This window comes from Bacteroides cellulosilyticus (assembly GCF_020091405.1).
In the GTDB taxonomy this organism is placed as follows: domain Bacteria; phylum Bacteroidota; class Bacteroidia; order Bacteroidales; family Bacteroidaceae; genus Bacteroides.
This window is the reverse complement of the sequence record NZ_CP081903.1, coordinates 2782290-2804464: the sequence shown is the minus strand read 5'-3', so window position 1 is coordinate 2804464 and position 22175 is coordinate 2782290. Positions and strand designations below refer to the sequence as shown.

The following is a 22175-nucleotide window of genomic DNA, read 5'->3' as shown; positions in this document are numbered from 1 at the left end:
CACATAGACTAGTGGTATTAACATATATGTCTTATTATCAATTATATACATTATTATTCTATGAAATATCATAGTTCTCTAAATATTCATATTTATCTGATATAAAACATTATACGTATATTGTAGTTCTGCGAAGACTTTGCAGGTTTCGTACATTGGTATGCAGACACAAGAAGTGGCTATTAAACCTACTATGAAGGTCTTTATGAAGGTGGATTCAGAGATGCTTGACGAAGTTATAGTGGTAGCTTACGGTACTGCGAAGAAGTCTGCATTTACCGGTTCTGCGAGTGTTGTAAAGGCAGATAAATTAGAAAAGCGCCAGGTATCCAACATTACCAACGCACTGTCTGGTAGTGTAGCCGGTGTACAAACCACAAGCAGCAACGGTCAGCCAGGAACTTCAGCCACAGTACGTATTCGTGGTATCGGTTCTATGGCATCCAGCAGCAATCCGTTATACGTAGTAGATGGTATTCCTTTTGATGGTGATATTTCTTCTATCAATTCACAGGATATTGAAACAATGACAGTACTGAAAGATGCTGCCGCAGCTGCTTTGTATGGTGCACGTGGTGCTAACGGCGTTATTTTGGTAACCACTAAAAAAGGTAAGGACGGTAACGCACGTGTATCTGTAGATGCACGTTGGGGTAGCAATTCTCGTCAAGTAGGTAAATACGATGTGATGGAAAGCCCTGCCACGTACATGGAAACTCTCTATAAAGCTCATTACAATGCCGCTTATTACAAATTAGGACGTACTCCAGAAGCAGCGCACACTTATGCTAATGCACAGTTGTTCCTGGCAATCGGTTACCAAATATATACGTTGCCTCAAGGTGAGGGTCTTATCGGTATGGATGGTAAAATCAATCCAAATGCGAAGTTGGGCTATAGTGACGGACAATATTACTATACCCCGGATGATTGGACAGATGGAACGATCTCCAGTCAAATGCGTCAAGAGTATAACTTGAGCGTATCAGGTGGTACAGATCGTTTGAACTACTATTTCTCTGCCGGTTACCTGGAAGATAACGGTGTTATTGAAAATTCAGGTTTCAATCGTATTTCTACACGTTTGAATGTAGACTACCAAGCAAAGAAGTGGTTAAAATTCGGCACCAGCTTAGGATATACTAACTCTAAGAGCAAGTATCCGGGCGACCAAACAGCTACAGCTTCTTCAGGAAATGCTTTCTTGCTGGCAAACAATATTGCTCCAGTTTATCCGATGTATGTACGTAACGCTGATGGTTCACTGGCTTACGACAAGAATTCGGGCAACAAGATTTATGATTACGGTGATGGTAGCAGTACAAACAGCACGCGTAACTTTATGTCCATGTCAAACCCCAAAGGTGACTTGCTTTATAATAAGGAAGAATACCTAATGGATATCCTTAACGGTAAATGGTTCATCGAGTTGTCCCCAATTGAAGGACTGAAACTAACTGGTTCATTGGGTGCCTATATCGATAATACACGCTATAATGTTTTGGGTAACAAGTATTATGGACAGTCTGCAAGTTACGGTGGTACTGCACAACAAGAACACATACGTACATCCGCCTTCAACCAGCAATACCTGGCTACCTATAAGAAAAGCTTCGGCATGAACAATTTCGATGTTCTGTTAGGTTATGAGAGCTATGACTACCGCTATGAATATAGTTATGCAACCGGGCAGAATCTTTATAAGGATTATGATTTCACGGTAAACAACACTATCGATAACAAACGTGGTGGTGGTGCTCGTGACGAATATTCTACCAGAGGCATTATCAGTCGAATCAATTACGACTTTGATGAAAAATACTTTGCCAGTGCTTCTTACCGCCGCGATGCTTCTTCCCGCTTCCATCCTGACAAGCGTTGGGGTAACTTCTGGTCGGCCAGTGTCGCATGGGTTATCAGCAAAGAAGCATTCTTGGAAAACACAGAATGGATTGATATGTTGAAGCTAAAGGCTTCGTTTGGTCAGCAAGGTAACGATGCATTACTGAGAAACGGTTATGCAAACTACTATCCATATCTGGATCAATACTCCATGACCGGTGCTAATGGTATATTCTCGGATGGTACACTTTATTACAAAGGTAATCCAGACATCACTTGGGAAAAGAGTAACTCCTTCAATATAGGTACTGACTTCACACTGCTCAACCATAAATTAGAAGGTACAATAGAATATTTCAACCGTAAGACTAGCGACATGCTTTATAATAAGCCGGTAGCAAACTCCAACGGTTACAGTTCCATTCCAATGAACATTGGTTCGATGACTAACTCGGGTGTAGAAATTGAATTGAATTATACTCCGATTGATATCAATAATTTGAAGTGGAACATTTTTGGGAATGCTACTTTCTTGAAAAATAAAGTAAATAAGCTGCATCCTGATTTGAATGGTGAATTAATCAGTGGTTCACGTATTTATCGCGAAGGTGAATCTATGTACCAACTTTATCTAGTGAAATATGCAGGTGTTGACCCCACTACCGGACAATCTTTGTTCTGGGCGAAAGATGATGAAGGAAACGCCTATACAACAGCCGACTATGCTGTCGCTTCTAATTGCAAAGAAGCTACCGGTGATTTGCTTCCGACCGTCTATGGTGGTTTTGGTACCAGCTTGGATTTCTATGGTTTTGATTTTTCTATCCAGTTCTCTTATCAGCTGGGTGGTAAACTGTGGGATTATACTTATCAAGACTTGATGCATGGTGGCAGCAACAGTAATGCCGGTTACAACTGGCATAAGGACATTGCCAAAGCCTGGACGGCAGAGAACCCGAATACAGATGTTCCTCGTTTGTGTGCAACCGAAAACTATGATGCAGGTTCAAGCTCCGACCGCTGGATCGTTTCTTCCAACTACTTGTCTATTAACAATATTACTTTAGGTTATACATTGCCGAAAAGAATCGTACGCAACTTGGGAATAGAATCACTTAGAGTTTATGGTGCCGCTGACAATGTTGCATTGTTCGCTGCACGTAAGGGATTAGATCCACGTCAAGGTTATGTATCATCTACCACCTCTACGTATGGTGCATTACGCAGTATTTCGGCAGGAGTGAAATTAACGTTCTAAACTATACTAACTATAAAGCAGAATAACAATGAAAGATATAAAATTTAAAATATTCGCATCGGCACTTGCAAGTGTATTGCTTGTGGGGTGTAATGATTTGGATACCGAACCGCTGGGTGCTGTTGTTACAAGCGACCAGAAAGAAGAAGTTGTTAAAAACGACCCAGAAATGGTATCGGCAAGTGTAACGGGTATCACTGCGATGTTCAGTGTATATGGCAATGCCATCCCCACTTCTTTTGGACACGACGACTTCGGTTATGGTTCAATTATGCTGAACTTGGACAGCCGTGGCACGGATATGGTTGGTTTAGATATAAACTATAACTGGTTTACCCGTTCCATGACTTTTGAGGATCTTTTCTTTAACTATCGCCCGACAAACATATTATGGCGTACAATGTACAACCAGATCTATACTGCTAATGGAGTAGTGAGTACCATCGACCCGGCTACGGAAGATAGCTCTCTGAAGTACTACCTGGCACAGGCTTTGTCTATACGCGCATTCGACTATTTTGTATTGGCCCAGATGTATCAGCATACTTATAAAGGGAATGAAAGCAAACCTTGTGTTCCTCTGATTACAAACGAGAATGCCAATGAGGCTGCTGCTAACGGTTGCGCCCGGTCTACCGTGCAGGAAGTTTACGACCAGATCATGAGTGACCTGAATAAGGCTGTATCTTTATTAGAGGCTACGGACAAAACCCGCGGTACCGATAAGCGCTACATCAGCAAGGAAGTGGCTTATGGTTTACGTGCACGTGTCAATCTGACCATGCAAAATTGGACTGCGGCAGCTGAAGACGCTCAAAAAGCCATCAGTGGTAGCGGTGCTCCTTATAGCCGCGAAGAAGCAGGTGCTCCTGGCTTTACGGAGAGTAGTGACCACTCTTGGATGTGGGCTATTATAATTGCCGAAACAGACCGTGTAGTAACTTCCGGTATTGTGAATTTCCCCTCACATATGGGATCACTGAATTATGGATACGCTTCAGTAGGATCATGGCGTATGATCAACAAGAAGTTGTATAACGAGATTCCTGATACAGACGTTCGTAAAGGATGGTGGCTTGATGCCAATAAGCATTCTGACAATCTGAATGAAGCACAAGTAGCCCAAGCTACGAAATATGGATGCCCTGCTTATACTCAAATGAAATACGGTCCTTATAAGGGAGTAATGGCTCAAAGCACTAACGCAAGCGACATTCCTCTGATGCGTGTGGAAGAAATGTACTTGATTTTGGCAGAAGCACAAGCTATGGGTGGAAATCCTTCAACCGGAGCAGCTACTTTACAAAAATTTGTAAATGACTATCGTGACCCTGCCTATGTTTGTACCGCCTCCAGTGCAACAGCTGTACAGGATGCAGTATGGCAGCAACGCCGTATTGAACTTTGGGGTGAGGGCCTTTCTTATTTTGATATTCTGCGACTGAACAAAGGTATCGACCGTCGTGGAGCCGGATTCCCTGCCGCTTATGTATTTAACGTGCCGGCTGGTGATAACACCTTGATCTACCGTATCCCCGAAAGTGAAGAACAAGGTAACTCATTGATCTCGGCATCAGACAATAATCCGGTAACGTCAATTCCGTCTCCGGTTACAGACAACTAATGAATATAGGTAACAAACTGTAAAAATAGCATTATATGAATTTCAATAAATCAATTCTATCCATAGCGCTGTCGGTAGCGGCTGTCATGTTTGTCGGCTGTAGCACCGATGGTTATTGGGACAAAGCCCCGATAGACAGCGAAGTGAAATATACGTTCGACCAGAGCGAACAAACCTATACCGTAGCAGGTACTGAAACGTTGACTGAAATCAAGGTTTCTCTGACACGCAGTACCAATGTAGGTGCATCGACCATTGCCGTAGATGCAAAATTTAACGATCCTGCATTGAGCGGACCAGCTGAGGTAACATTTGCAGATGGTAGCAATACTGCCATTTATACGATTGCAGTAGGCGACATTCAAGTAGGTGTTTCTTATAAAGCTACTCTTTCCATAGCAAAGGATAATACCTCTGTATCAGGAAATTCTACCACAACAATTAATTTAAGCAAGTTGTACAATTGGGTAGCAGCCGGTAGCGCTCAGTTCTATACTTCATGGTCAGGAACCATCGACGATAACGGTTTGGTAGGTGACGGTGTGAAAGTGGATATAGAAAAGGCAGAAGGCGGGAATGGTTTGTACCGACTGGTAAGTCCTTACTATTATTCTGAAACAGAAGCCGGTGCAACAGGAGTGACTTTGGAAAAGGGACACCACATCCAGTTCATTGTTAATGCCGCTAATGGGGCACCTGTCGGATTCCCATCTACGGTTCAGAAAATGGGTGAAGCGAGTGCAGACGACGGCAACTATTACTTTGCCTACACACCGGGTAAGAACAACTGTGCATTCGAAAACGATGGCAACCTCTATATAATCGAAGCCCTGGTAGGTTATGATGAAGGTGGAAGCAGTGTTAGTCTGGGTTGGTATCAGACCGTAGCATTTATCTGGAACGTAAATTATCCATGGTGATAATCATACGATAACTGAACATCTTAAATAATAAGAACTGCCTCCGAATGTCTAACCTGACATTTGGGGGCAGTTTTATATCAGGCCTTCTTTCAAAATATCCACCAATATCGGTTTTGCCCCACTCACAAAACACTCCACAGCAATTACCATCAGAATAAGTCCCATCAGGCGCATCATCACATTATTTCCCGTTTCCCCTAACACTTTTACCAGCCGCGTAGAGGCACGCAAGATAAAAAATGTAATCAAGTAGATAAAGGCGATCATACCAATCAGTACACCTTTCATTTGGATAGTATGGGCATCCTGCATCAAGACAATGGCGTTTGCTATAGCACCGGGACCGCAAAGCATCGGAATCCCTAAAGGGGTGACGGAGATGTCATCGGCATAAGTTTTAATCTCTTCATCTTTCAATTTCATTTGTGTATAACGTGCTTGCAACATATCAAAACCAATTTTAAAGATGATGACACCACCTGCTATACGAAAACCGTTTGTAGAGATCCCAAAGAACTTGAACAGGAACTGACCAGCAAAGGTAAAGACCATAATCGTGATGAAAGCTACTAATGTAGCACGAGACACTACAGACTGTCGCTCCTTATCCGTCATTCCATGGGTCATGGTCAGAAAGACAGGCATAGTCCCGAGAGGATTTGTCAACGTAAAGAAAGAAGTGAAACAAAGCAAAGCGAAAGGTAAAATAGTATCCATAGCTGCAAATTATGTGTTTACGCTGACAAAATTACAACTAATCCCTCAATGTCACAACAATTGGAGCAACTCTTTCAAATCTGTAATCTGATAAGTAGGCTTAAATGGAAACTCGGTACGTCCCGTTACATTATAGAATACCTGGTGCATGCCTACTCTCTGAGCACCCGTTATATCATTTTCCCAGCTATCACCCACCATCAACGATTCACGCAGTTCAGACTGGGTAGCCGACATGGCAAAATGGAAAATCTCGGGCCATGGCTTCAAGACACCAATATCATCTGATAGAACTACTTTCTTGAAGTAATGGTCAATTCCGGCAGAACGCATTTTGTGGCATTGCAGTTCCTGAAATCCATTGGAGAGGATATAAAGATTATATTTAGGTGCCAAATATTCCAGCACTTCCTGCGCATGGGGCATCAATCTGCTTTTTGTAGGAATAACCGCAAAGAAGTCATCAGAAAAAGCTTTCGCTAAAGCTGCATCCCCCTCTCCTACTGCCTCCAGCGGATAGAGAAAACGTTGACGGTTCAATTCTTCCTTTGTCACTTTTCCATCTGCATATTCTGCCCACAATTCGATATTACGCTTCTCATAGAGTTCATAGAAATGTTCAAAAGACCGAAAATAACGATCATATTCATATTTGCGATACATTTCCTCAAATGTATCACGGGCATTAAAAGAAAAGGCCCAGAGAGTATCGTCCAGGTCGAAAAAAATATTCTTGTACTGCATATAAAAAGAAAATGGCAGAGATAACCCTTCCCTGCCATTCTTATAATTTAATTAAGTTATTTTACTTGGATAACCAGGTATCTGGATACGCTCCAAAAATCTTTCGGATTCGTAATCTTCAGAACGAGCTGATCTTTATCATCTTTCTCCAAAGCATAAGAACCTGCCGGATGAGTGGTCAAGACATCTGCACTCTTGGAATACAACTTAATTTCTTTCGTTGTACGAATATCAACCTGAGTAAAGTAATCCTTATTGATATCACTATCCTTAAGCACTTGCTTTTTCTGGAAGAGACCGGTATTTGTCAGAATATTCTGATCCTTCAGTTCTTTCTTTGTTCCGAAAACAAACCAAGCGGTATTCAGTGCCTTATCCTGCTCAGCTACAGTCTTAGCCTTAGCCTCGTTTTCAGCAGAGAGAGCTTCTTTGTCGGCTGACAGACCGGTTACGGCTGCATCCAATTCCTGAATACGGATATTCTTGGAAGCAAGTTCAGCCTGCAACTCTTCAATGCGCTGAGTCTTGGCAACTAATTCCTGAGTCAGAGATTCTACCGCTTTCTTCATTTGTGCAGAATTGGTCTTGCTGCTTTTCAGCATGGCCTCCAACTTTGCAATCTGCTCTTTGTTTTCCTGCATTTGTTTCTGGATAAATTCAATATCAGTGGCTATTTGCTGCTTAGCTGATAAAGAACCTTCTGAAACCGCACCACGCTGCAAGTCTACGCGGCTCTCAGCGGCATTGATTTGGCGGAAGCCTTCAGAGATATCATTGAAAGTACCCATCATTTCATCCAGTTCAGCATTACGCTGAGTAAGTTCCATCAAAAGAGAATCATTTTCAGCTTTCAGTTGGTCTTTACTTCCACCTGACAAGCCGTCGCACGATGCCATAACGGCCGCACATACAATTAAAACTGCTAACTTTTTCATACGCTTTTATTTTACGTTGGTTAATGAAGTTATTTAATCGTCTATTCCTGCTACTACTATTACTATTTCTCCACGCGGGTCATTGGCTGTGAAATGTTCAATCAATTCAGTCAGACTGCCACGCACCGTTTCTTCGTGCATCTTCGAGATCTCCCGGGATACAGATGCCTGACGTTCCGCACCGAAATGCTCTGCAAACTGAGTCAGCGCTTTCACCAGGCGGTGGGGAGACTCATAAAACACCATGGTCCGGCGTTCCTCTGCCAATATCTTCAGACGTGTCATACGTCCTTTCTTCTGCGGAAGAAAACCTTCGAAACAGAATTTTTCATTTGGCAAGCCCGAAGCAACCAAAGCCGGCACAAGAGCTGTAGCCCCCGGCAAACATTGTACTTCGATACCGTTGCGAACACACTCACGCACTACCAGAAAGCCCGGATCAGAGATTCCCGGTGTGCCTGCGTCCGATATTAACGCAACAGTTTCACCTGCCTTTATTCTATTAACAACACTTTCCACCATTTTATGTTCATTAAACTTATGATGGGATTGCATTGCGTTCTTTATTTCAAAATGCTTCAGTAAGATTCCGGAAGTGCGCGTATCTTCGGCAAGAATCAAATCCGCCTCCTTCAGAATGCGAATAGCCCGAAATGTCATATCTTCCAAATTTCCTACCGGAGTAGGCACTACATAAAGTTTTCCCATATCCGTAACTGCTTTAACTGAAGTATTTCTTAAGAAGTTCTATAAAATCAACCACCGTTTCATTCTCTTCATCAGGATTAACGGTAGAAGAAAAGAGTTCCAATGCCTTTTCCAATGAAGGAGCAGCACCCAACTGGCGTATCACTTCATTCATACGGGCAGTATCACCACCAAAAATCTCACGGGCAAAACGGAATGAGTCATTCAGGCTGATAGCATGCCGCAGATCAGTAGCCGGTTTTATCCGTTCTGCTAAAATAGGCGATGCAGAAGATATTATTGCGGACGGTTCAGACTCGGGTTTGAGCTTGGACTCAAGCTTGGGAGATACGATCTCTACCGGCTTAGTGATTTCAACAACGACCGGTTCTACAGGAGTCGGTTTAACCGGTTCAGGAGCTGCGACCGGTTCGGGAATAACCACTGGAGCGACAGGAGCTTCAGGAATGGCAACTACCTCTACGGGAGTTTCGTCCAGCAGTTTCTGCAAAGCATCCAGTCGTGCACGCATCTGCTGTATATTCCGTTTAGCTACTACCTTCAATGTAGGGTTGGCGTCTGTTGCAAGAACTTGCATTAAATATTTCAGTTCCTGAATATCCAGTTCTATGTCGTCCAATAATGTCTGCATTTCCTTTCGCATCACAAATGTTAATGCCGCAAATGTAGAAATAAATAATGAAAAAATATCGGAAAGCCATTAAAAGTGTTATTTTTGCGGCTAAAATAAACATTTTAGAACAATGGTATTATTCTCGGAAGACCATATACAGGAAACCAATCGTAGAGGAAGAATCGAAGTTATTTGCGGTTCCATGTTCTCTGGCAAGACAGAAGAACTGATTCGCCGCCTGAAACGTGCCAAGTTTGCCAAACAACGTGTAGAGATATTCAAACCCGCCATCGACACCCGCTATTCGGAAGAAGAGGTGGTATCACACGACAGCCACTCCATAGCATCTACCCCGATAGATTCTTCGGCAAGCATCCTGCTGTTCACTTCGGAAATAGATGTGGTAGGAATCGATGAAGCACAATTCTTCGACAGCGGTTTGATCGATGTCTGCAATCAGCTTGCCAACAATGGCGTACGCGTTATTGTAGCCGGTCTGGATATGGACTTCCGCGGACTTCCATTCGGACCGATGCCCGGCCTGTGTGCCATTGCCGACGAAGTTTCTAAAGTTCATGCCATCTGTGTGAAGTGCGGGCAACTGGCATCTTTCTCTCACCGTACCGTTAAGAATGACAAGCAAGTACTTCTGGGAGAAACTGCCGAATACGAACCCCTCTGCCGTGAATGTTATCTGCGGGCAGTGAAAGAAGACCAGAAAGCGGCTGGCAGTTGACAACAAATAAAAAAGCATAAGCCTTATGGAACGTAAGAAGATAACATTCGACAGTTTTATCCGTGCCGTCATTCTCGGTGCCATTATCATCGGTATATTGATGCTTCTGAAGCGGTTGAGTGGAGTATTGCTTCCGTTCTTCCTGGCATGGCTGATTGCTTACCTGATATATCCGTTAGTATCCTTTTTCCAATATAAGCTACGGCTAAAGAACAGAATTGCTTCTATCTTCTGTGCTTTATTCACTCTTACCATTATAGGAGGGGCTGCGTTCTATCTGCTTGTGCCGCCCATGATTCAGGAATTCTTGCGGGTGAAGGATTTACTAATAGAATATTTCAGCACTACCCATACCGCAAGCAACGTGCCCACTACCCTCTCCGAGTTTATCCGGCAGAATGTCGACATGCGTATCTTAGAGCAGATGTTTAGTCAGGAAAACATATTGGATGCCCTTAAAGTGACCGTTCCCAAGTTGTGGGCATTAGTCTCGGAATCCATAAACCTTTTATTCGGGTTCTTCACTGTCTTCCTTATACTATTATATATAGTGTTTATTTTGCTCGATTACGAAAGTATATCCCAAGGCTGGACACATCTCATGCCCAAGAAATACCGGCACACAGTGACCGGCATACTGAACGACGTAAAAGACGGCATGAACAGATATTTCCGCGGACAGGCATTAGTAGCCTTGTGCGTAGGTATCTTATTCAGTATCGGCTTTCTGATTATCGACTTCCCTCTGGCTATTGGCTTGGGGCTGTTCATTGGTGTGCTGAATATGGTGCCTTACCTGCAAATCATCGGTTTTGTCCCTACCATCATGCTCGCCATTCTGAAAGCTGCGGATACCGGCGATAATTTCTGGATTATCATAGCTTCGGCAACGGCTGTATTCATAGTGGTACAGATCATACAAGACGGTTACCTTGTGCCTCGCATCATGGGAAAGATTACCGGGTTGAATCCTGCCATTATTTTACTCTCCCTCTCTGTCTGGGGCTCGTTAATGGGTATGCTGGGGATGATCATAGCCTTACCGCTTACCACGCTGATGCTCTCCTATTATCAACGATACATCATTAATCAAGAAAATATTTATCGCACGGAATCTACTGAGGATCAGCCAATAGAGGGTACTAAAGAAAAATAATGCAAACTTTTTTCCTTATATTCCTTGCAGATTAAATAAAAGTACCTATCTTTGCACCCGCTTAACAGCAATAAAGGTTTGATTCGCTAGCTCAGCAGGTAGAGCACAACACTTTTAATGTTGGGGTCCTGGGTTCGAGCCCCAGGCGGATCACTGAAACAACAAGAAAAATCAAGCAAATCCCTGATAATCAGACATTATCAGGGATTTCTTTTTTCTAATAGGTAGCAGAAAATAGCCGTTTCAAGCATATTATCGGTGGATAAATCGTGGGACTAAAATTTAGTTCGAAAAAGTCCCACGAATTTGCATCTTTCTCACTGATTCATAGCATTTTGCGTAGGATTACTTTGGAAGAGAATACATAGTTTTGTAACTTTAAAAACGATGTAAAAATGGCTCGAAAATCATTTTCTGTATTGTTCTTCATCAAGAAAGGCAAATTATTAAAGAACGGAGAAGCACCCGTGTGTATGAGAATCACTGTAAACGGCTGTATGGTAGATATTTCTATCAAAAGAAGCTGTCCCGTAAACCTATGGAATCAGGCAAAAGAGAATTCAAAAGGCAAAGACCGTATGTCGGTGGAACTGAACCACTACTTAGAAATCACACGTTCGCACATACACCAAATTTATAGAGAACTGGAAACTTCCGGCAAGGTTATCACCGTTGATCTTGTGAGGAAGTTGTTTTATGGTGTGGACGAAGATAACAAAACACTATTGCAGGTATTCAGAGAGCATAACGAACAAAGCCGTAAGCTAATCGGTAAGGACTTCGTAAGTAAGACCGTTCAACGATATGAAACCACTACCCGATATTTGGAAGAATTCATTAAGAAAGAATATCAGTTATCGGATATTGCCCTAAATAACTTAGAAGCCAACTTTATTTCTAAGTTTGATGCTTTTTTGAAGATTGAAAAAGGTTGTGCGCAGAATTCAGCTATCACCCGATTGAAGAATTTGAAGAAGATCATCCGCATTGCTTTAGAAAACGACTGGATAAAGAAAGATCCGTTTGCTTACTACCGCTTTAAACTGGAAGAAACCGATCCTGAATTTCTGACAATGGACGAGATTAAAATCATTCTCGCTAAAGAGTTCACAATTAAACGAGTAGAACAGGTACGGGATGTTTTTGTCTTTTGCATTTTTACAGGTTTGGCGTTCAGCGATGTGAAAGATTTATCACCTGAACACTTGGTAAAAGACAACAAAGGGGAACTTTGGATAAGGAAGAACCGCCAAAAGACAAAAATTATGTGTAATATTCCTGTGTTACCTGTGGCAGCTTCTATACTTGAAAAGTATAAAAATGTGGCAGAATGTACCGGAAAACTTTTACCTGTATTGTGTAATCAACGCATGAACAGTTATTTGAAGGAAATTGCCGATGTGTGCGGAATTCATAAAAATCTTAGTACTCATACCGCCCGTCATAGCTATGCCACAAGCATTTGCCTTGCGAATGGCGTGAGCATGGAGAATGTCGCTAAAATGTTAGGTCATGCAGATACAAGCGTCACCAAACACTATGCACGGGTACTAGATCAGAATATTTTCAAGGATATGCAAAAGGTAAATAGCTGTCTATCGGAATTGGCTATATAATTATTATCTGGCAGTCTGTCCTTTCACACTTCAAAACAAAAGGATGGACTGCCATTATACAAAATAAATACAACCTCAGTTTTTAAAATTTTCTAATAGGCTTATCTTATTTGTAATATGTGATAAAGCAAAAATTCCTCTATATTGATGTTCTGTCCATTCTAGAGCTTCAACTAAAGTCTTATTATCCATAAATTTTGTAGTAAATAAAAGTTCACGATTTTTATTTGGTTCTTTGTCTGTTATCAATGAAACGTGAGCATATCCTTCGACCGCATAACATGCTATTAACTGAGCAATAGTAAATAAGAAAAAACGATTGCAATACTTATTATATGATTCATCTACTTTAAATATGCATTGAGGAATACTATTTTCTAGCTGATCTACCAAACCTTGAATATCATAATTCTTATGGCATATCTTCTCATATAAGTCCGATTCGCATATATGAAAATAAGTTAGCAAGAAAAGTACATCAGGACAAACATATTCATTATGCGAAAACATTTTTAATGACAACCGAGTATTTGTGAAAATTTTCTCTATTTGCCTTAAAGTTAAATTCTTATGTTTAAAAAGAGCTTGAGCGATTTTGAGAAAGTTATCCTGTTCATTATCTCGTTTAAAATATTGCCCCCTTTCTTCTGTTCCAAAGAATGCATCAAAATCATAAAATTCATATAAATAGCTACTGAATTTATCTACATCAGGATCTGGTAAGGTATATTCAATATCAATAAATCTCTTTAAGTATTCATCTGCATCTATTAAATCACTACCATAATATCCTCGTATAGAATTACTTAATTGTTGTTTATCTATGGATATAACAAATACAATATTAGGTATATTGAAAAGATGTTTTATCCTTTCTAATACCTTTACAGCATAATAAGGATTACACCTATCTAGTTCATCAACAATGAAAACCAAAGGTTTGTCGTTGCAAATATCTAACACAAAATTCGATAATTCGGCATGGAATTGCTCTAAACATAATTTCTGCTTCTCATAGCTTTCAATTTCTTCCTTTAATAAAGAAGCTCCTTCTTCTATACTATCGGAGCAAATATCAACAACATCTTCACCTGCATATTTTTTTAGTATTCCTTTAGCTATTGCAGGGGCTGCTTTCAGAACTATTTTTCCTGCTGTGCTTATGACTGATAAAAGTGCATCTTCTTTCTTCTTTTGTGAACTTACCTTTTTTAGTTCACCTAACAAACCAACAATCGGATCTGAAATAAAATCATTTTCCCATGCATTAAAATATAATGTATGAAAATCATCTAGTTTCAAATATTTTGCCCACATCTCAACAAACGTAGTCTTCCCGGTTCCCCACTTTCCATTTATAGCTAATACACAACCCTCATTGTAAGTCAAAACAATTGCTTTCAATATATCTGCATATTTTTCTCTGCCCAACTTACAGTTTAAGAAAGGATTCTCATCTGGTATATCTAGTTTTTGCAGTTTACATTTCATAAACGTATTATTATATTGTTAGAAATAAATATTCAAGATCTATAAATATCACAGCAAATATAGCGCATTTTAATGATTTAATTTTAAGTAGCATAAGTTTTCCAGAACTTAATATGAACATTGACAAAGGTAAGTTCCGTATTTAGCCAGTTCAAGTCCGAGCCTTCGGTTTAGATGAAAATCTTCCTCTCATTACATTTCGAGCGTATTTTCATCTAAAGACTTGCACAGACTAAATACTTCACTGGAAAAGTAAATGATTCAAATTAAATTCTGAAAAACAATGTTTTTGGGGCTAGCATGAGGAAAACGTCTTTCACTTGAATAGCGTTTAAACAAGTTTCTCGTACAGTTTGAACCAGTTCAGCCCGTAGTTGCCAAAGCCTAAATCTACGGTATGGATGTATTCAAAGCCGCATTTCTCATAGAGGGAGATTGCCGGAAGATTATTTTCATACACATCCAAACGAATGGATTTTATGCCTGATTGTTGAGCTAATTCAAACGAATAGTTCATCAAAGCACGACCAATACCCATTTTCAAGAATGAGGGATGCACTACAAAAGTGCGTATCACAAAAATACGGCTATAGTCAGCTTCAATTTTCCACCTTACATTATTATAGGCTTCATCGGGATGATGGTCTAAGATAATAGAGCCAGCTATCTTTCCATCATGCCTGACAACAAAAAGAGTATTATTTTTTATGCCAGCAACCGCATCTTCACGAATAGGATAAATGCCTTTTATCCATCCGGGATAATTGGTTGTAGCTGATAGATAATCATTCAGATCATCATATAACTTTTCTAATTCGTCAATGTCGGCAGTCGTACCGGATTCTATTACAAACTTCATAATTTCAACTGTTTGGGATGCAAAGGTATAATTTCCACCTTAATAAAAGAGCTTTCCTTTTAAGATAGTGGAAATCATACTTTTTTAGATAGTTATTCTTTCCAGCTTTCAAAGTAGTGCTTTTGGAGCAGCTTATCAATATCACTTTGGCGATAGATGATTTTACCTTTTATTTGGATAAAAGGGATTAGCCCTGTATCTCGCCACTCTTGCAGGGTTCGCAAACTGACATTCAGTTTCTTAGAAACTTCATGATTAGAAAGAAAACGTTCCCCATTCAGGTGGGGCTTGTAATGCTTTACTATAGTTCCAATACCATTCAGCATTGAATCGAGCGAAGCAATAAACTCTTTGACTTGCGGGGTATCTTTATTTATTAGTTCCATGATTGAAAGATTGTTTTATTGAAATATTGATTTCAAGATAGCTAGATGGCAGACTAGTTGCGCAGATAGTCACCCAGCGATGAAATGCTAAGTACGTCTTTTGCCGGATCATAATCTATATAGAACCGTTTGGATGTAATGGTAATAAAATATTGGCTACCATCTTGCTGTATCTCATAAGTAGCGGGTGAAGCCTGTTTGGTCGTTTCTGATACATATATAATAGAAAGAAGATAATCTTTGTCGTTTCGGTAGATGATAACCGTAGGATTCAGATTAATGCTTTCCCATGTGCCGACAATGGGAAACAGATTGAAGGACGGGTAATCTTCTTTAGTTCTTTTCATAAGGCATGGTTTGTTTGGGTGATTGATTTTGTGTTTCACTGTCTGCAATAATTTTTTCAATATCAGAAGACTTATAATAAATCTTGTTCCCGATTTGAGAATAAGCCAGCCGTCCACTACTCTGGTAATATTGCAGCGTTCGTTTACTAAAGCCTAACAACAGGCACACTTCCTGACTATCCAGCCAGTTTTCTACTTTCTGCGTATGAGTGCTGCACAAACTTTCTATTCGTTTGGCAAACTCGGTGAACCGTTCGCAGACATACGAAAAAGTTCTCTTTTCAATGGTTACTACTTCCATACTTTCAATTTTAAATGGTTTATAAAACGTGTTGATTCTATTTTCATCGGCAAATAAAAGAAGAATCAAGAACCGTTTTCAATACTGTCTGGAAGTGGTAGGATGTTGTTCTTATTGGCACTATATATGAGATACAAGACATTACGGCATGATTTTTAGTGCCAGATTATTCAATACAGCTATTATTATTCGTATCTTCGCAATTATAAAGTATTTGAAATGAGTAAATTTAATGCGAATGAAGGTGTAAATGTCACAAGGTTAGAAAAACTCTTTCTTGAGAATGGAACCCTTAAAACATTTAGAAGAAATGACTATATGGTTCGTCAAAACAATAAGACGAATCATATAGGCTTTGTTACATCAGGTACATTTCGCCTTACTCGCATAGACACAAACGGCAACGAATGGATTGTTGGCTACAGTTTTGAGAATGATTTCGTATGTGATTATCCCTCTTTAATTAATAGAACAAGTGCAACAGTTAGCATAAAGGCAACAACTGACTGCGAGGTCTATTTGCTCCCATTAAGCGAACTCAACCAATTTTGGGAAACAGATATGGAAACACAACGCTTAGGCAGACGAATTGCCGAAACCATGTTTGCCGAGATATACCAACGATTATTAAGATTCTATTGTGATACTCCCGAACAACGTTATCAGGCACTAATGAAACGATGCCCCGATTTACAAGAACGAATATCCCTAAAAGAAATAGCACTTTTTCTCGGTGTAACTCCTGAAACCCTAAGCAGAATCCGCAAAAAACAACAGCAAAAATAGAGGTCTTGACTTTCGTCAAGGCTTTTTTGCTTTCTACTGCTTAATATTGCCGCCATAATGATAAATAGAATGATTATGGAAACTTACACTCATTTCGGCAAACAACCTGATGTTCTCAAACATCTTGTTCTCTGTGAGGTTCTTCAAATAGAGAAACCGCAGATATATGTAGAAACAAATTCAGCATGTGCTATCTATACAATAGCACATACTCCCGAACAAGAATATGGTATTTATCATTTCCTAAGCGAAGCGAACGAAGATGACATATTGAAAAATTCCCTTTATTATCAATTGGAGAGTGAAAGTATGGCAAATGGGAACTATTTAGGTTCTCCAGCATTAGCCATGAAAGTATTGAATAATGATATTAAGGGGCATTTGTTCTTTGATCTGGAAAAGGGGGCATTGGAGAATATCGAAACATTTGCAAGGCACCAAGCCGTCACACCACCAATTAGAACCTTTAATTGTGATTCGGTTGATGGCGTATTAAAAATATTGCCATCACTTCCCAAAGCTACGTTTTTACATATCGATCCTTATGAAATAGACAAACGTAATAACAACGGACATACTTATCTTGATGTATTAACCAGTGCCACCAAATTGGGAATGAAGTGTTTGCTGTGGTATGGATTTATGACGATTAACGAGAAACAGGAACTCAATAAATATGTATCGGAGAAGTTAAGCAAAGCAGGCATTAATGATTATGCGTGTTCTGAATTGATTATGAACGCCATAAAAAAAGATACAGTAATCTGTAATCCAGGCATATTGGGAAGCGGAATCTTAGCGACCAACTTATCCCAAAAATCCAATGCGATGATTCAGGCTTATAGCAAAAAATTAGTTGCAATCTATAAAGATGCTCGATATAAAGAGTTTGACGGGAACTTATACAATGACATCATTAGTAAGAAATAGAATATCAGAATCAAAAGACATCTTTAATTGTGTGAATTATGAAAGAATTATCAGAACAGAAGTTTTTCCGGCTATTGTCAGAATGCTCACAGAAAGAGTTTGCAGTAAATGATTTTGCGGCAGCATTACAAGAACTTGCCAACCACTTGGCAAACATTGCTATAAATGAGCAGGACTACGCAGTATTATTACGTTATTTCTACTTTGGACTAAACAAGTTCAAATCGTACCGCTCACGATTTGAGACGGGGGAAAAATGCCTTGCTATTGCTTGTTGATGAAGCGATAGAAGTTATAAACACAGAAATTCGCATACTCAATATGCGAATCAAATACCCGATTCAGTTCCAAAATCGGAAAAATAACTTTCCACCATCACCCCTATATCTTACCGATGAAACCAACCTTGTTGAAATCATGGAACTGGTTAGCGGAATGTTTTTATCCAAAAGAGTAGTTACTCATAACGGAACAGAATCACCACTAACGGAAATCGGTAGAACTTTTGAATATCTTTTCAATATCAAGTTGGGGGACATCCACAAAAAACACGAGAATGTAATTTGCCGTAAAGCCAATAAACGAACCGAGTTTTTGGATATACTTCGCAAAGCCATTACCGAAGAAAGTAAAAAGAAAGGCTATCTATAAATCAGCAACTTATCAACAATTATTAGGGGTGTAGTATATCTACTCCCCCTAACTTATTTACGTCCGTTTGCCGAACTTTGCCTCATCAATCGATTGGTAATCTTAATGTTCAACTTAAAATTGAAGCAAAATGTATATAGACAACGAAAATTTCAACAAGTGGATGGAGAAGCTATCGAAGAAACTCAACGAAATAGGTCAGAACCTGCAATCACTTATCAATACTGATAAAGTGTTGGATGAAAATGACCATCTGTTAGACAATCAGAATTTAGCTTTCCTGTTGAAAGTATCTTTCCGAACCTTACAACGGTATCGGGCAAGTGGCAAACTTCCTTTCTTTATGATTAGTCATAAAACCTATTACCGTGCCTCTGACATTCGTGCATTTGTTCAAGAAAATACCGACTGCAAAACCTACGAACGGTTCAAAAGAGAAAATCAATTTGATAAGCAAACCACTGCAAAACAGGGTGGGTAATGTTACCGCCTGATGCAGTGCCATCGCTCCCCATTTAGCAGAAACCGCCTCGCCCTGTGGCTCGGCTCGTTTCGCTAAATGAAGCAAGAGGGAACTGGACAAGTCCTGTTCTTCCCTCTTGCCCTGCGGGGCAAAGCCTTCGGCTTTAGCGTGTTACAAGAACACGCTGTAATGACACCTGTAATAAGCATTTTCTTTGTAATGCTTATTATCAGGCATTTATCTATTCATATTTCTATAAAAAAGTAATTACCATGCCAAACAGCAGTCGAAAAACGATATTCACTACCATTTCCATAGACAAGGAAACGGCAGCTTTGGTAGAGAAGATATGCAAACGCTATTCCCTGAAAAAGAGCGAAGTTGTAAAGTTGCGTTTAGATATATAGATAAGGCACATATCAACCCATCCGAAGCACCTGAATCCGTAAAATCGGAACTGGCGAAAATAAATAAGAGACAGGATGATATTATCCGATTCATCCGTCACTATGAGGAAGAACAACTGAATCCCATGATACGAGTAACAAATTCTATCGCTTTGCGTTTCGATGTTATCGGTAAAACTTTGGAAACTCTTATTCTCTCTCAATTGGAAGCCAGTCAGGAGAGACAAACAGCCGTGCTGAAAAAGTTAAGCGAACAGTTCGGCAATCATGCCGATGTAATAAACAACCAATCCAAGCAGATTAATGCACTTTACCAGATACACCAACGGGATTACAAAAAGTTGCTTCACCTGATACAACTCTATTCGGAGTTGTCCGCTTGTGGTGTGATGGATAGCAAAAGAAAAGAGAACCTGAAAGTTGAAATCAGCAATCTGATAAATACATAGGATTATGCACATAGACTTTGCTCCACCATCTAATGGTATATATAATAATGCTGGTAGTAGCCGACAGTTAGCTAATTACATGGAGCATGAAGATTTAGAACGTATGGAAAAGGGTATCTATACCGATGGATTTTTTAATCTGACGAAGGATAATATCTATAAATCGGTTTTGATAAAGGATATAGACAGTAATATCGGGCAACTGCTGAAAACAGATGCTAAATTTTACGCTATCCATGTCAGCCCATCGAAAAGTGAGCTTCGGGCAATGGGTAACACCGAACAGGAGCAATCCGAAGCGATGAAACGCTATATTCGTGAGGTATTTATCCCCGAATATGCCAAGAACTTCAACAAAAGACTATCAGCATCGGATATAAAGTTCTATGGCAAGATTCATTTTGACCGTAGTCGTTCTGATAATAAACTAAATATGCACTGCCATTTGATTGTGAACCGAAAAGACCAAGCCAATAAAAAGAAGCTATCACCACTCACCAATCATAAGAATACCAAGAACGGGATAATCAAAGGAGGTTTTGACCGTGTGAACCTGTTCCAACAATCGGAACAGGGCTTTGATAAACTCTTTGGTTACGACCGCCAACATTACGAATCGTTTGACTACCACAACACAATGAAGAATGATTCTATCTCTTCACAACTTGAATTACAGACGCAAACTTTTACTAGTGAAAAGAAAAAAGATATACTCCAATCCAGTGAAAAAGAAAACAATATTTGTCGCAATCTTGATAGCAAGATGGAAAACAAACATTCTAACAATCAACAAAAAAACAATGGCGGTGATTCCTTGTTATCCATTTTTTCATTGGGAGTAGACTTTACATTGAGTTCTACATTATTAGAAGAGCAAATGCCTAAACCCAAAAAGAGAAAACAGAGAAAGCCCAAACGGTAAAAGTATCTGTTCAAATTTTAAAAGTATTATGAGAAGAGATACTATATTTTGCATACATAAAATCTCAAATCCAGCAAGAAAGCGGAAAACTTTCTCTATATTTGCATATAATTGAAATAGAATTAACTTACGTTTATGATTAGTAGTCAAAATATACCCCATTTAATTAAATATATGGGAGCCAAAAGAGAAATATTGAAATATGTAACAGAATCAATTCAAAATCTAAACGTGGATTCCGAATGGCTATGTGACTTATTTTCAGGAACATCCATAATTTCCGCATCTTTAAAAGACGAATATAATATACATGCAAACGATATACAGCAATACTCAGCCATATTTAGTAATACGTATTTGCTAAATCTAAATCGTTTAATTCCGCCTCTACAAATACAGGAGATTGAGGAACGTGTTTGTTTTTTAGTAGCAGAGTTCAAAGAACGATATCCTCAATTAGAATTTGATTATACCCAAATCACCAACTATAAAGAGTTACAGCAACTTGAGAAAGCTCAACAAGAACTGATTAGTTTTGATTTTGGAATAGGTTTTAACCTATTCACAAAATATTATTCTGGTACATATTGGTCATTTGAACAATGTGTATGGATAGATTCTATTAGAGCAACAGCAGAAGATTATATTGGTACACCTTCGTATTATGCAATATTGTCAGCCTTAATCTTTTCAATGTCTTATGCATCACAAAGTACAGGTCATTTTGCGCAATATCGAGATGTTACTGAATCTAATATGAATGATATTTTAATATATCGTCATAAAAATATATGGAATTTGTTTTCTAAAAAATTTGAAGAGTTGATTTCCACATTAAATATAGAAACTAATTTTGAATATAAAGTAACATCACTAGACTATATGGATTGTCTTCGAGTAATAGAAAAAAATTCTATCGTTTATGCAGACCCACCATATAGTACGGTTCATTACTCAAGGTTTTATCATGCTATAGAAACTTTAGTCCGATATGATCACCCCATTATAAAGTATAAAGGTCGGTATAGGGATGATCGACACCAATCCCCTTTTGATAAGAAGAAAGAGGTGAGAAATGCTTTCAAATTATTATTTGAAGGGGTTAAAAATAGGGAATCCCATTTAGTCTTAAGCTACAGCAATAATGGAATGATTAACCAAGAAGAAATATTAAACATTGGGAGTTCTGTCTTGGGGAAAGGATATAAATGCGATTTACAATCAAGGGAATATATTCACAGCAAAATGGGACGCTCTGATGAATATCAATTAGATGTGAATGAGCTTATTATATCTTATAAAAAAGTATAA

General features: G+C 39.4%; 22 protein-coding genes, 1 tRNA gene and 2 pseudogenes. 15 read left to right on the top strand and 10 right to left on the bottom strand.

What is annotated here, in order from left to right:
* Window positions 1-124: 124 nt before the first annotated feature.
* The 3 genes and pseudogenes from K6V21_RS10005 to K6V21_RS09995 all read left to right on the top strand — a co-directional run.
* Window positions 125-3100, top strand: a pseudogene (locus K6V21_RS10005) (SusC/RagA family TonB-linked outer membrane protein); the annotation flags it as partial.
* Window positions 3101-3128: 28 nt separating this feature from the next.
* Window positions 3129-4724: a RagB/SusD family nutrient uptake outer membrane protein gene (locus K6V21_RS10000; RefSeq protein ID WP_217714818.1), complete on the top strand. Its 1596-nt coding sequence runs from the start codon at window positions 3129-3131 to the stop codon at window positions 4722-4724.
* Between the two features lie 35 nt (window positions 4725-4759).
* On the top strand, window positions 4760-5644 hold the full coding sequence (locus K6V21_RS09995) for a hypothetical protein (RefSeq protein WP_217714820.1): 885 nt from the start codon (window positions 4760-4762) through the stop codon (window positions 5642-5644).
* A 75-nt stretch (window positions 5645-5719) separates the two neighbouring features.
* Here the strand turns inward: K6V21_RS09995 and K6V21_RS09990 are convergent, their stop codons facing one another.
* The 5 genes from K6V21_RS09990 to K6V21_RS09970 are packed head-to-tail and all read right to left on the bottom strand — an operon-like array spanning window position 5720 to window position 9394.
* Window positions 5720-6364: a MarC family protein gene (locus K6V21_RS09990; protein WP_007212579.1), complete on the bottom strand. Its 645-nt coding sequence runs from the start codon at window positions 6362-6364 to the stop codon at window positions 5720-5722.
* Window positions 6365-6415: 51 nt separating this feature from the next.
* Complete coding sequence (locus K6V21_RS09985) at window positions 6416-7108, bottom strand: YjjG family noncanonical pyrimidine nucleotidase (protein WP_224321673.1); 693 nt, start codon at window positions 7106-7108, stop codon at window positions 6416-6418.
* A gap of 56 nt (window positions 7109-7164) precedes the next feature.
* Complete coding sequence (locus K6V21_RS09980; RefSeq protein ID WP_217714823.1) at window positions 7165-8043, bottom strand: hypothetical protein; 879 nt, start codon at window positions 8041-8043, stop codon at window positions 7165-7167.
* A 33-nt stretch (window positions 8044-8076) separates the two neighbouring features.
* Entirely contained in the window at window positions 8077-8751 is a 675-nt protein-coding gene (gene rsmI / locus K6V21_RS09975) for a 16S rRNA (cytidine(1402)-2'-O)-methyltransferase (protein ID WP_007219747.1), read from the bottom strand.
* Window positions 8752-8764: 13 nt separating this feature from the next.
* Window positions 8765-9394, bottom strand: coding sequence for a hypothetical protein (locus tag K6V21_RS09970; protein WP_224322023.1), 630 nt, complete (start codon window positions 9392-9394; stop codon window positions 8765-8767).
* 100 nt (window positions 9395-9494) lie between these two features.
* Between K6V21_RS09970 and K6V21_RS09965 the strand changes: the two genes are divergently transcribed.
* The 4 genes from K6V21_RS09965 (at window position 9495) to K6V21_RS09950 (ending at window position 12872) form a co-directional block, all read left to right on the top strand.
* Window positions 9495-10100 carry a thymidine kinase gene (locus tag K6V21_RS09965; protein ID WP_009131905.1) on the top strand — a complete coding sequence of 202 codons (606 nt, stop codon included), beginning with the start codon at window positions 9495-9497 and terminating at the stop codon, window positions 10098-10100.
* A 25-nt stretch (window positions 10101-10125) separates the two neighbouring features.
* Window positions 10126-11256, top strand: a complete 1131-nt coding sequence (locus K6V21_RS09960; protein WP_117724441.1) for an AI-2E family transporter — start codon at window positions 10126-10128, stop codon at window positions 11254-11256.
* A gap of 80 nt (window positions 11257-11336) precedes the next feature.
* A tRNA-Lys gene (locus K6V21_RS09955) sits at window positions 11337-11409 on the top strand.
* Window positions 11410-11651: 242 nt separating this feature from the next.
* Window positions 11652-12872, top strand: a complete 1221-nt coding sequence (locus K6V21_RS09950; RefSeq protein ID WP_224321672.1) for a site-specific integrase — start codon at window positions 11652-11654, stop codon at window positions 12870-12872.
* 75 nt (window positions 12873-12947) lie between these two features.
* Here K6V21_RS09950 and K6V21_RS09945 read toward each other — a convergent pair whose 3' ends face one another.
* The 5 genes from K6V21_RS09945 to K6V21_RS09925 all read right to left on the bottom strand — a co-directional run bounded on the left by K6V21_RS09945 (window position 12948) and on the right by K6V21_RS09925 (window position 16256).
* Complete coding sequence (locus K6V21_RS09945) at window positions 12948-14363, bottom strand: P-loop NTPase fold protein (RefSeq protein ID WP_224321671.1); 1416 nt, start codon at window positions 14361-14363, stop codon at window positions 12948-12950.
* 331 nt (window positions 14364-14694) lie between these two features.
* On the bottom strand, window positions 14695-15222 hold the full coding sequence (locus tag K6V21_RS09940) for a GNAT family N-acetyltransferase (RefSeq protein ID WP_224321670.1): 528 nt from the start codon (window positions 15220-15222) through the stop codon (window positions 14695-14697).
* Between the two features lie 92 nt (window positions 15223-15314).
* Window positions 15315-15608 (bottom strand): helix-turn-helix domain-containing protein, encoded by a 294-nt coding sequence (locus tag K6V21_RS09935; RefSeq protein WP_224321669.1) that lies wholly within the window; start codon window positions 15606-15608, stop codon window positions 15315-15317.
* 53 nt (window positions 15609-15661) lie between these two features.
* A complete protein-coding gene (locus tag K6V21_RS09930; RefSeq protein ID WP_224321668.1) occupies window positions 15662-15955 on the bottom strand; it encodes a DUF3876 domain-containing protein in 294 nt (97 codons plus the stop codon).
* The gene (locus tag K6V21_RS09925; protein WP_224321667.1) at window positions 15942-16256 is read right to left on the bottom strand and encodes a helix-turn-helix domain-containing protein; all 315 of its coding nucleotides are present in this window, start codon (window positions 16254-16256) and stop codon (window positions 15942-15944) included. Before K6V21_RS09925 ends, K6V21_RS09930 begins: the two co-directional genes overlap by 14 nt.
* Before the next feature lie 219 nt (window positions 16257-16475).
* Between K6V21_RS09925 and K6V21_RS09920 the strand changes: the two genes are divergently transcribed.
* From K6V21_RS09920 to K6V21_RS09885, 8 genes and pseudogenes are all read left to right on the top strand, one after another.
* On the top strand, window positions 16476-17042 hold the full coding sequence (locus tag K6V21_RS09920) for a Crp/Fnr family transcriptional regulator (RefSeq protein ID WP_224321666.1): 567 nt from the start codon (window positions 16476-16478) through the stop codon (window positions 17040-17042).
* A gap of 75 nt (window positions 17043-17117) precedes the next feature.
* Window positions 17118-17972 (top strand): hypothetical protein, encoded by an 855-nt coding sequence (locus K6V21_RS09915; protein ID WP_224321665.1) that lies wholly within the window; start codon window positions 17118-17120, stop codon window positions 17970-17972.
* A gap of 38 nt (window positions 17973-18010) precedes the next feature.
* Window positions 18011-18250 carry a hypothetical protein gene (locus K6V21_RS09910; RefSeq protein ID WP_224321664.1) on the top strand — a complete coding sequence of 80 codons (240 nt, stop codon included), beginning with the start codon at window positions 18011-18013 and terminating at the stop codon, window positions 18248-18250.
* Entirely contained in the window at window positions 18213-18623 is a 411-nt protein-coding gene (locus K6V21_RS09905) for an RteC domain-containing protein (protein WP_224321663.1), read from the top strand. Before K6V21_RS09910 ends, K6V21_RS09905 begins: the two co-directional genes overlap by 38 nt.
* A gap of 130 nt (window positions 18624-18753) precedes the next feature.
* Complete coding sequence (locus K6V21_RS09900) at window positions 18754-19104, top strand: helix-turn-helix domain-containing protein (protein WP_224321662.1); 351 nt, start codon at window positions 18754-18756, stop codon at window positions 19102-19104.
* A 254-nt stretch (window positions 19105-19358) separates the two neighbouring features.
* A pseudogene (locus K6V21_RS09895) lies at window positions 19359-19942 on the top strand (BfmA/BtgA family mobilization protein).
* Window positions 19943-19946: 4 nt separating this feature from the next.
* Complete coding sequence (locus K6V21_RS09890; RefSeq protein WP_224321661.1) at window positions 19947-20864, top strand: DUF5712 family protein; 918 nt, start codon at window positions 19947-19949, stop codon at window positions 20862-20864.
* Between the two features lie 174 nt (window positions 20865-21038).
* A complete protein-coding gene (locus tag K6V21_RS09885; RefSeq protein ID WP_262903783.1) occupies window positions 21039-22175 on the top strand; it encodes a DNA adenine methylase in 1137 nt (378 codons plus the stop codon).

Excerpts from the sequence above, each read along its gene's own strand:
- K6V21_RS10000 (WP_217714818.1), top strand. The coding sequence starts at position 3,129 with ATGAAAGATATAAAATTTAAAATATTCGCATCGGCACTTGCAAGTGTA.
- K6V21_RS09995 (WP_217714820.1), top strand. The coding sequence starts at position 4,760 with ATGAATTTCAATAAATCAATTCTATCCATAGCGCTGTCGGTAGCGGCT.
- K6V21_RS09990 (WP_007212579.1), bottom strand. The coding sequence starts at position 6,364 with ATGGATACTATTTTACCTTTCGCTTTGCTTTGTTTCACTTCTTTCTTT.
- K6V21_RS09985 (WP_224321673.1), bottom strand. The coding sequence starts at position 7,108 with ATGCAGTACAAGAATATTTTTTTCGACCTGGACGATACTCTCTGGGCC.
- K6V21_RS09980 (WP_217714823.1), bottom strand. The coding sequence starts at position 8,043 with ATGAAAAAGTTAGCAGTTTTAATTGTATGTGCGGCCGTTATGGCATCG.
- rsmI (WP_007219747.1), bottom strand. The coding sequence starts at position 8,751 with ATGGGAAAACTTTATGTAGTGCCTACTCCGGTAGGAAATTTGGAAGAT.
- K6V21_RS09970 (WP_224322023.1), bottom strand. The coding sequence starts at position 9,394 with ATGCGAAAGGAAATGCAGACATTATTGGACGACATAGAACTGGATATT.
- K6V21_RS09965 (WP_009131905.1), top strand. The coding sequence starts at position 9,495 with ATGGTATTATTCTCGGAAGACCATATACAGGAAACCAATCGTAGAGGA.
- K6V21_RS09960 (WP_117724441.1), top strand. The coding sequence starts at position 10,126 with ATGGAACGTAAGAAGATAACATTCGACAGTTTTATCCGTGCCGTCATT.
- K6V21_RS09950 (WP_224321672.1), top strand. The coding sequence starts at position 11,652 with ATGGCTCGAAAATCATTTTCTGTATTGTTCTTCATCAAGAAAGGCAAA.
- K6V21_RS09945 (WP_224321671.1), bottom strand. The coding sequence starts at position 14,363 with ATGAAATGTAAACTGCAAAAACTAGATATACCAGATGAGAATCCTTTC.
- K6V21_RS09940 (WP_224321670.1), bottom strand. The coding sequence starts at position 15,222 with ATGAAGTTTGTAATAGAATCCGGTACGACTGCCGACATTGACGAATTA.
- K6V21_RS09935 (WP_224321669.1), bottom strand. The coding sequence starts at position 15,608 with ATGGAACTAATAAATAAAGATACCCCGCAAGTCAAAGAGTTTATTGCT.
- K6V21_RS09930 (WP_224321668.1), bottom strand. The coding sequence starts at position 15,955 with ATGAAAAGAACTAAAGAAGATTACCCGTCCTTCAATCTGTTTCCCATT.
- K6V21_RS09925 (WP_224321667.1), bottom strand. The coding sequence starts at position 16,256 with ATGGAAGTAGTAACCATTGAAAAGAGAACTTTTTCGTATGTCTGCGAA.
- K6V21_RS09920 (WP_224321666.1), top strand. The coding sequence starts at position 16,476 with ATGAGTAAATTTAATGCGAATGAAGGTGTAAATGTCACAAGGTTAGAA.
- K6V21_RS09915 (WP_224321665.1), top strand. The coding sequence starts at position 17,118 with ATGGAAACTTACACTCATTTCGGCAAACAACCTGATGTTCTCAAACAT.
- K6V21_RS09910 (WP_224321664.1), top strand. The coding sequence starts at position 18,011 with ATGAAAGAATTATCAGAACAGAAGTTTTTCCGGCTATTGTCAGAATGC.
- K6V21_RS09900 (WP_224321662.1), top strand. The coding sequence starts at position 18,754 with ATGTATATAGACAACGAAAATTTCAACAAGTGGATGGAGAAGCTATCG.
- K6V21_RS09890 (WP_224321661.1), top strand. The coding sequence starts at position 19,947 with ATGCACATAGACTTTGCTCCACCATCTAATGGTATATATAATAATGCT.
- K6V21_RS09885 (WP_262903783.1), top strand. The coding sequence starts at position 21,039 with ATGGGAGCCAAAAGAGAAATATTGAAATATGTAACAGAATCAATTCAA.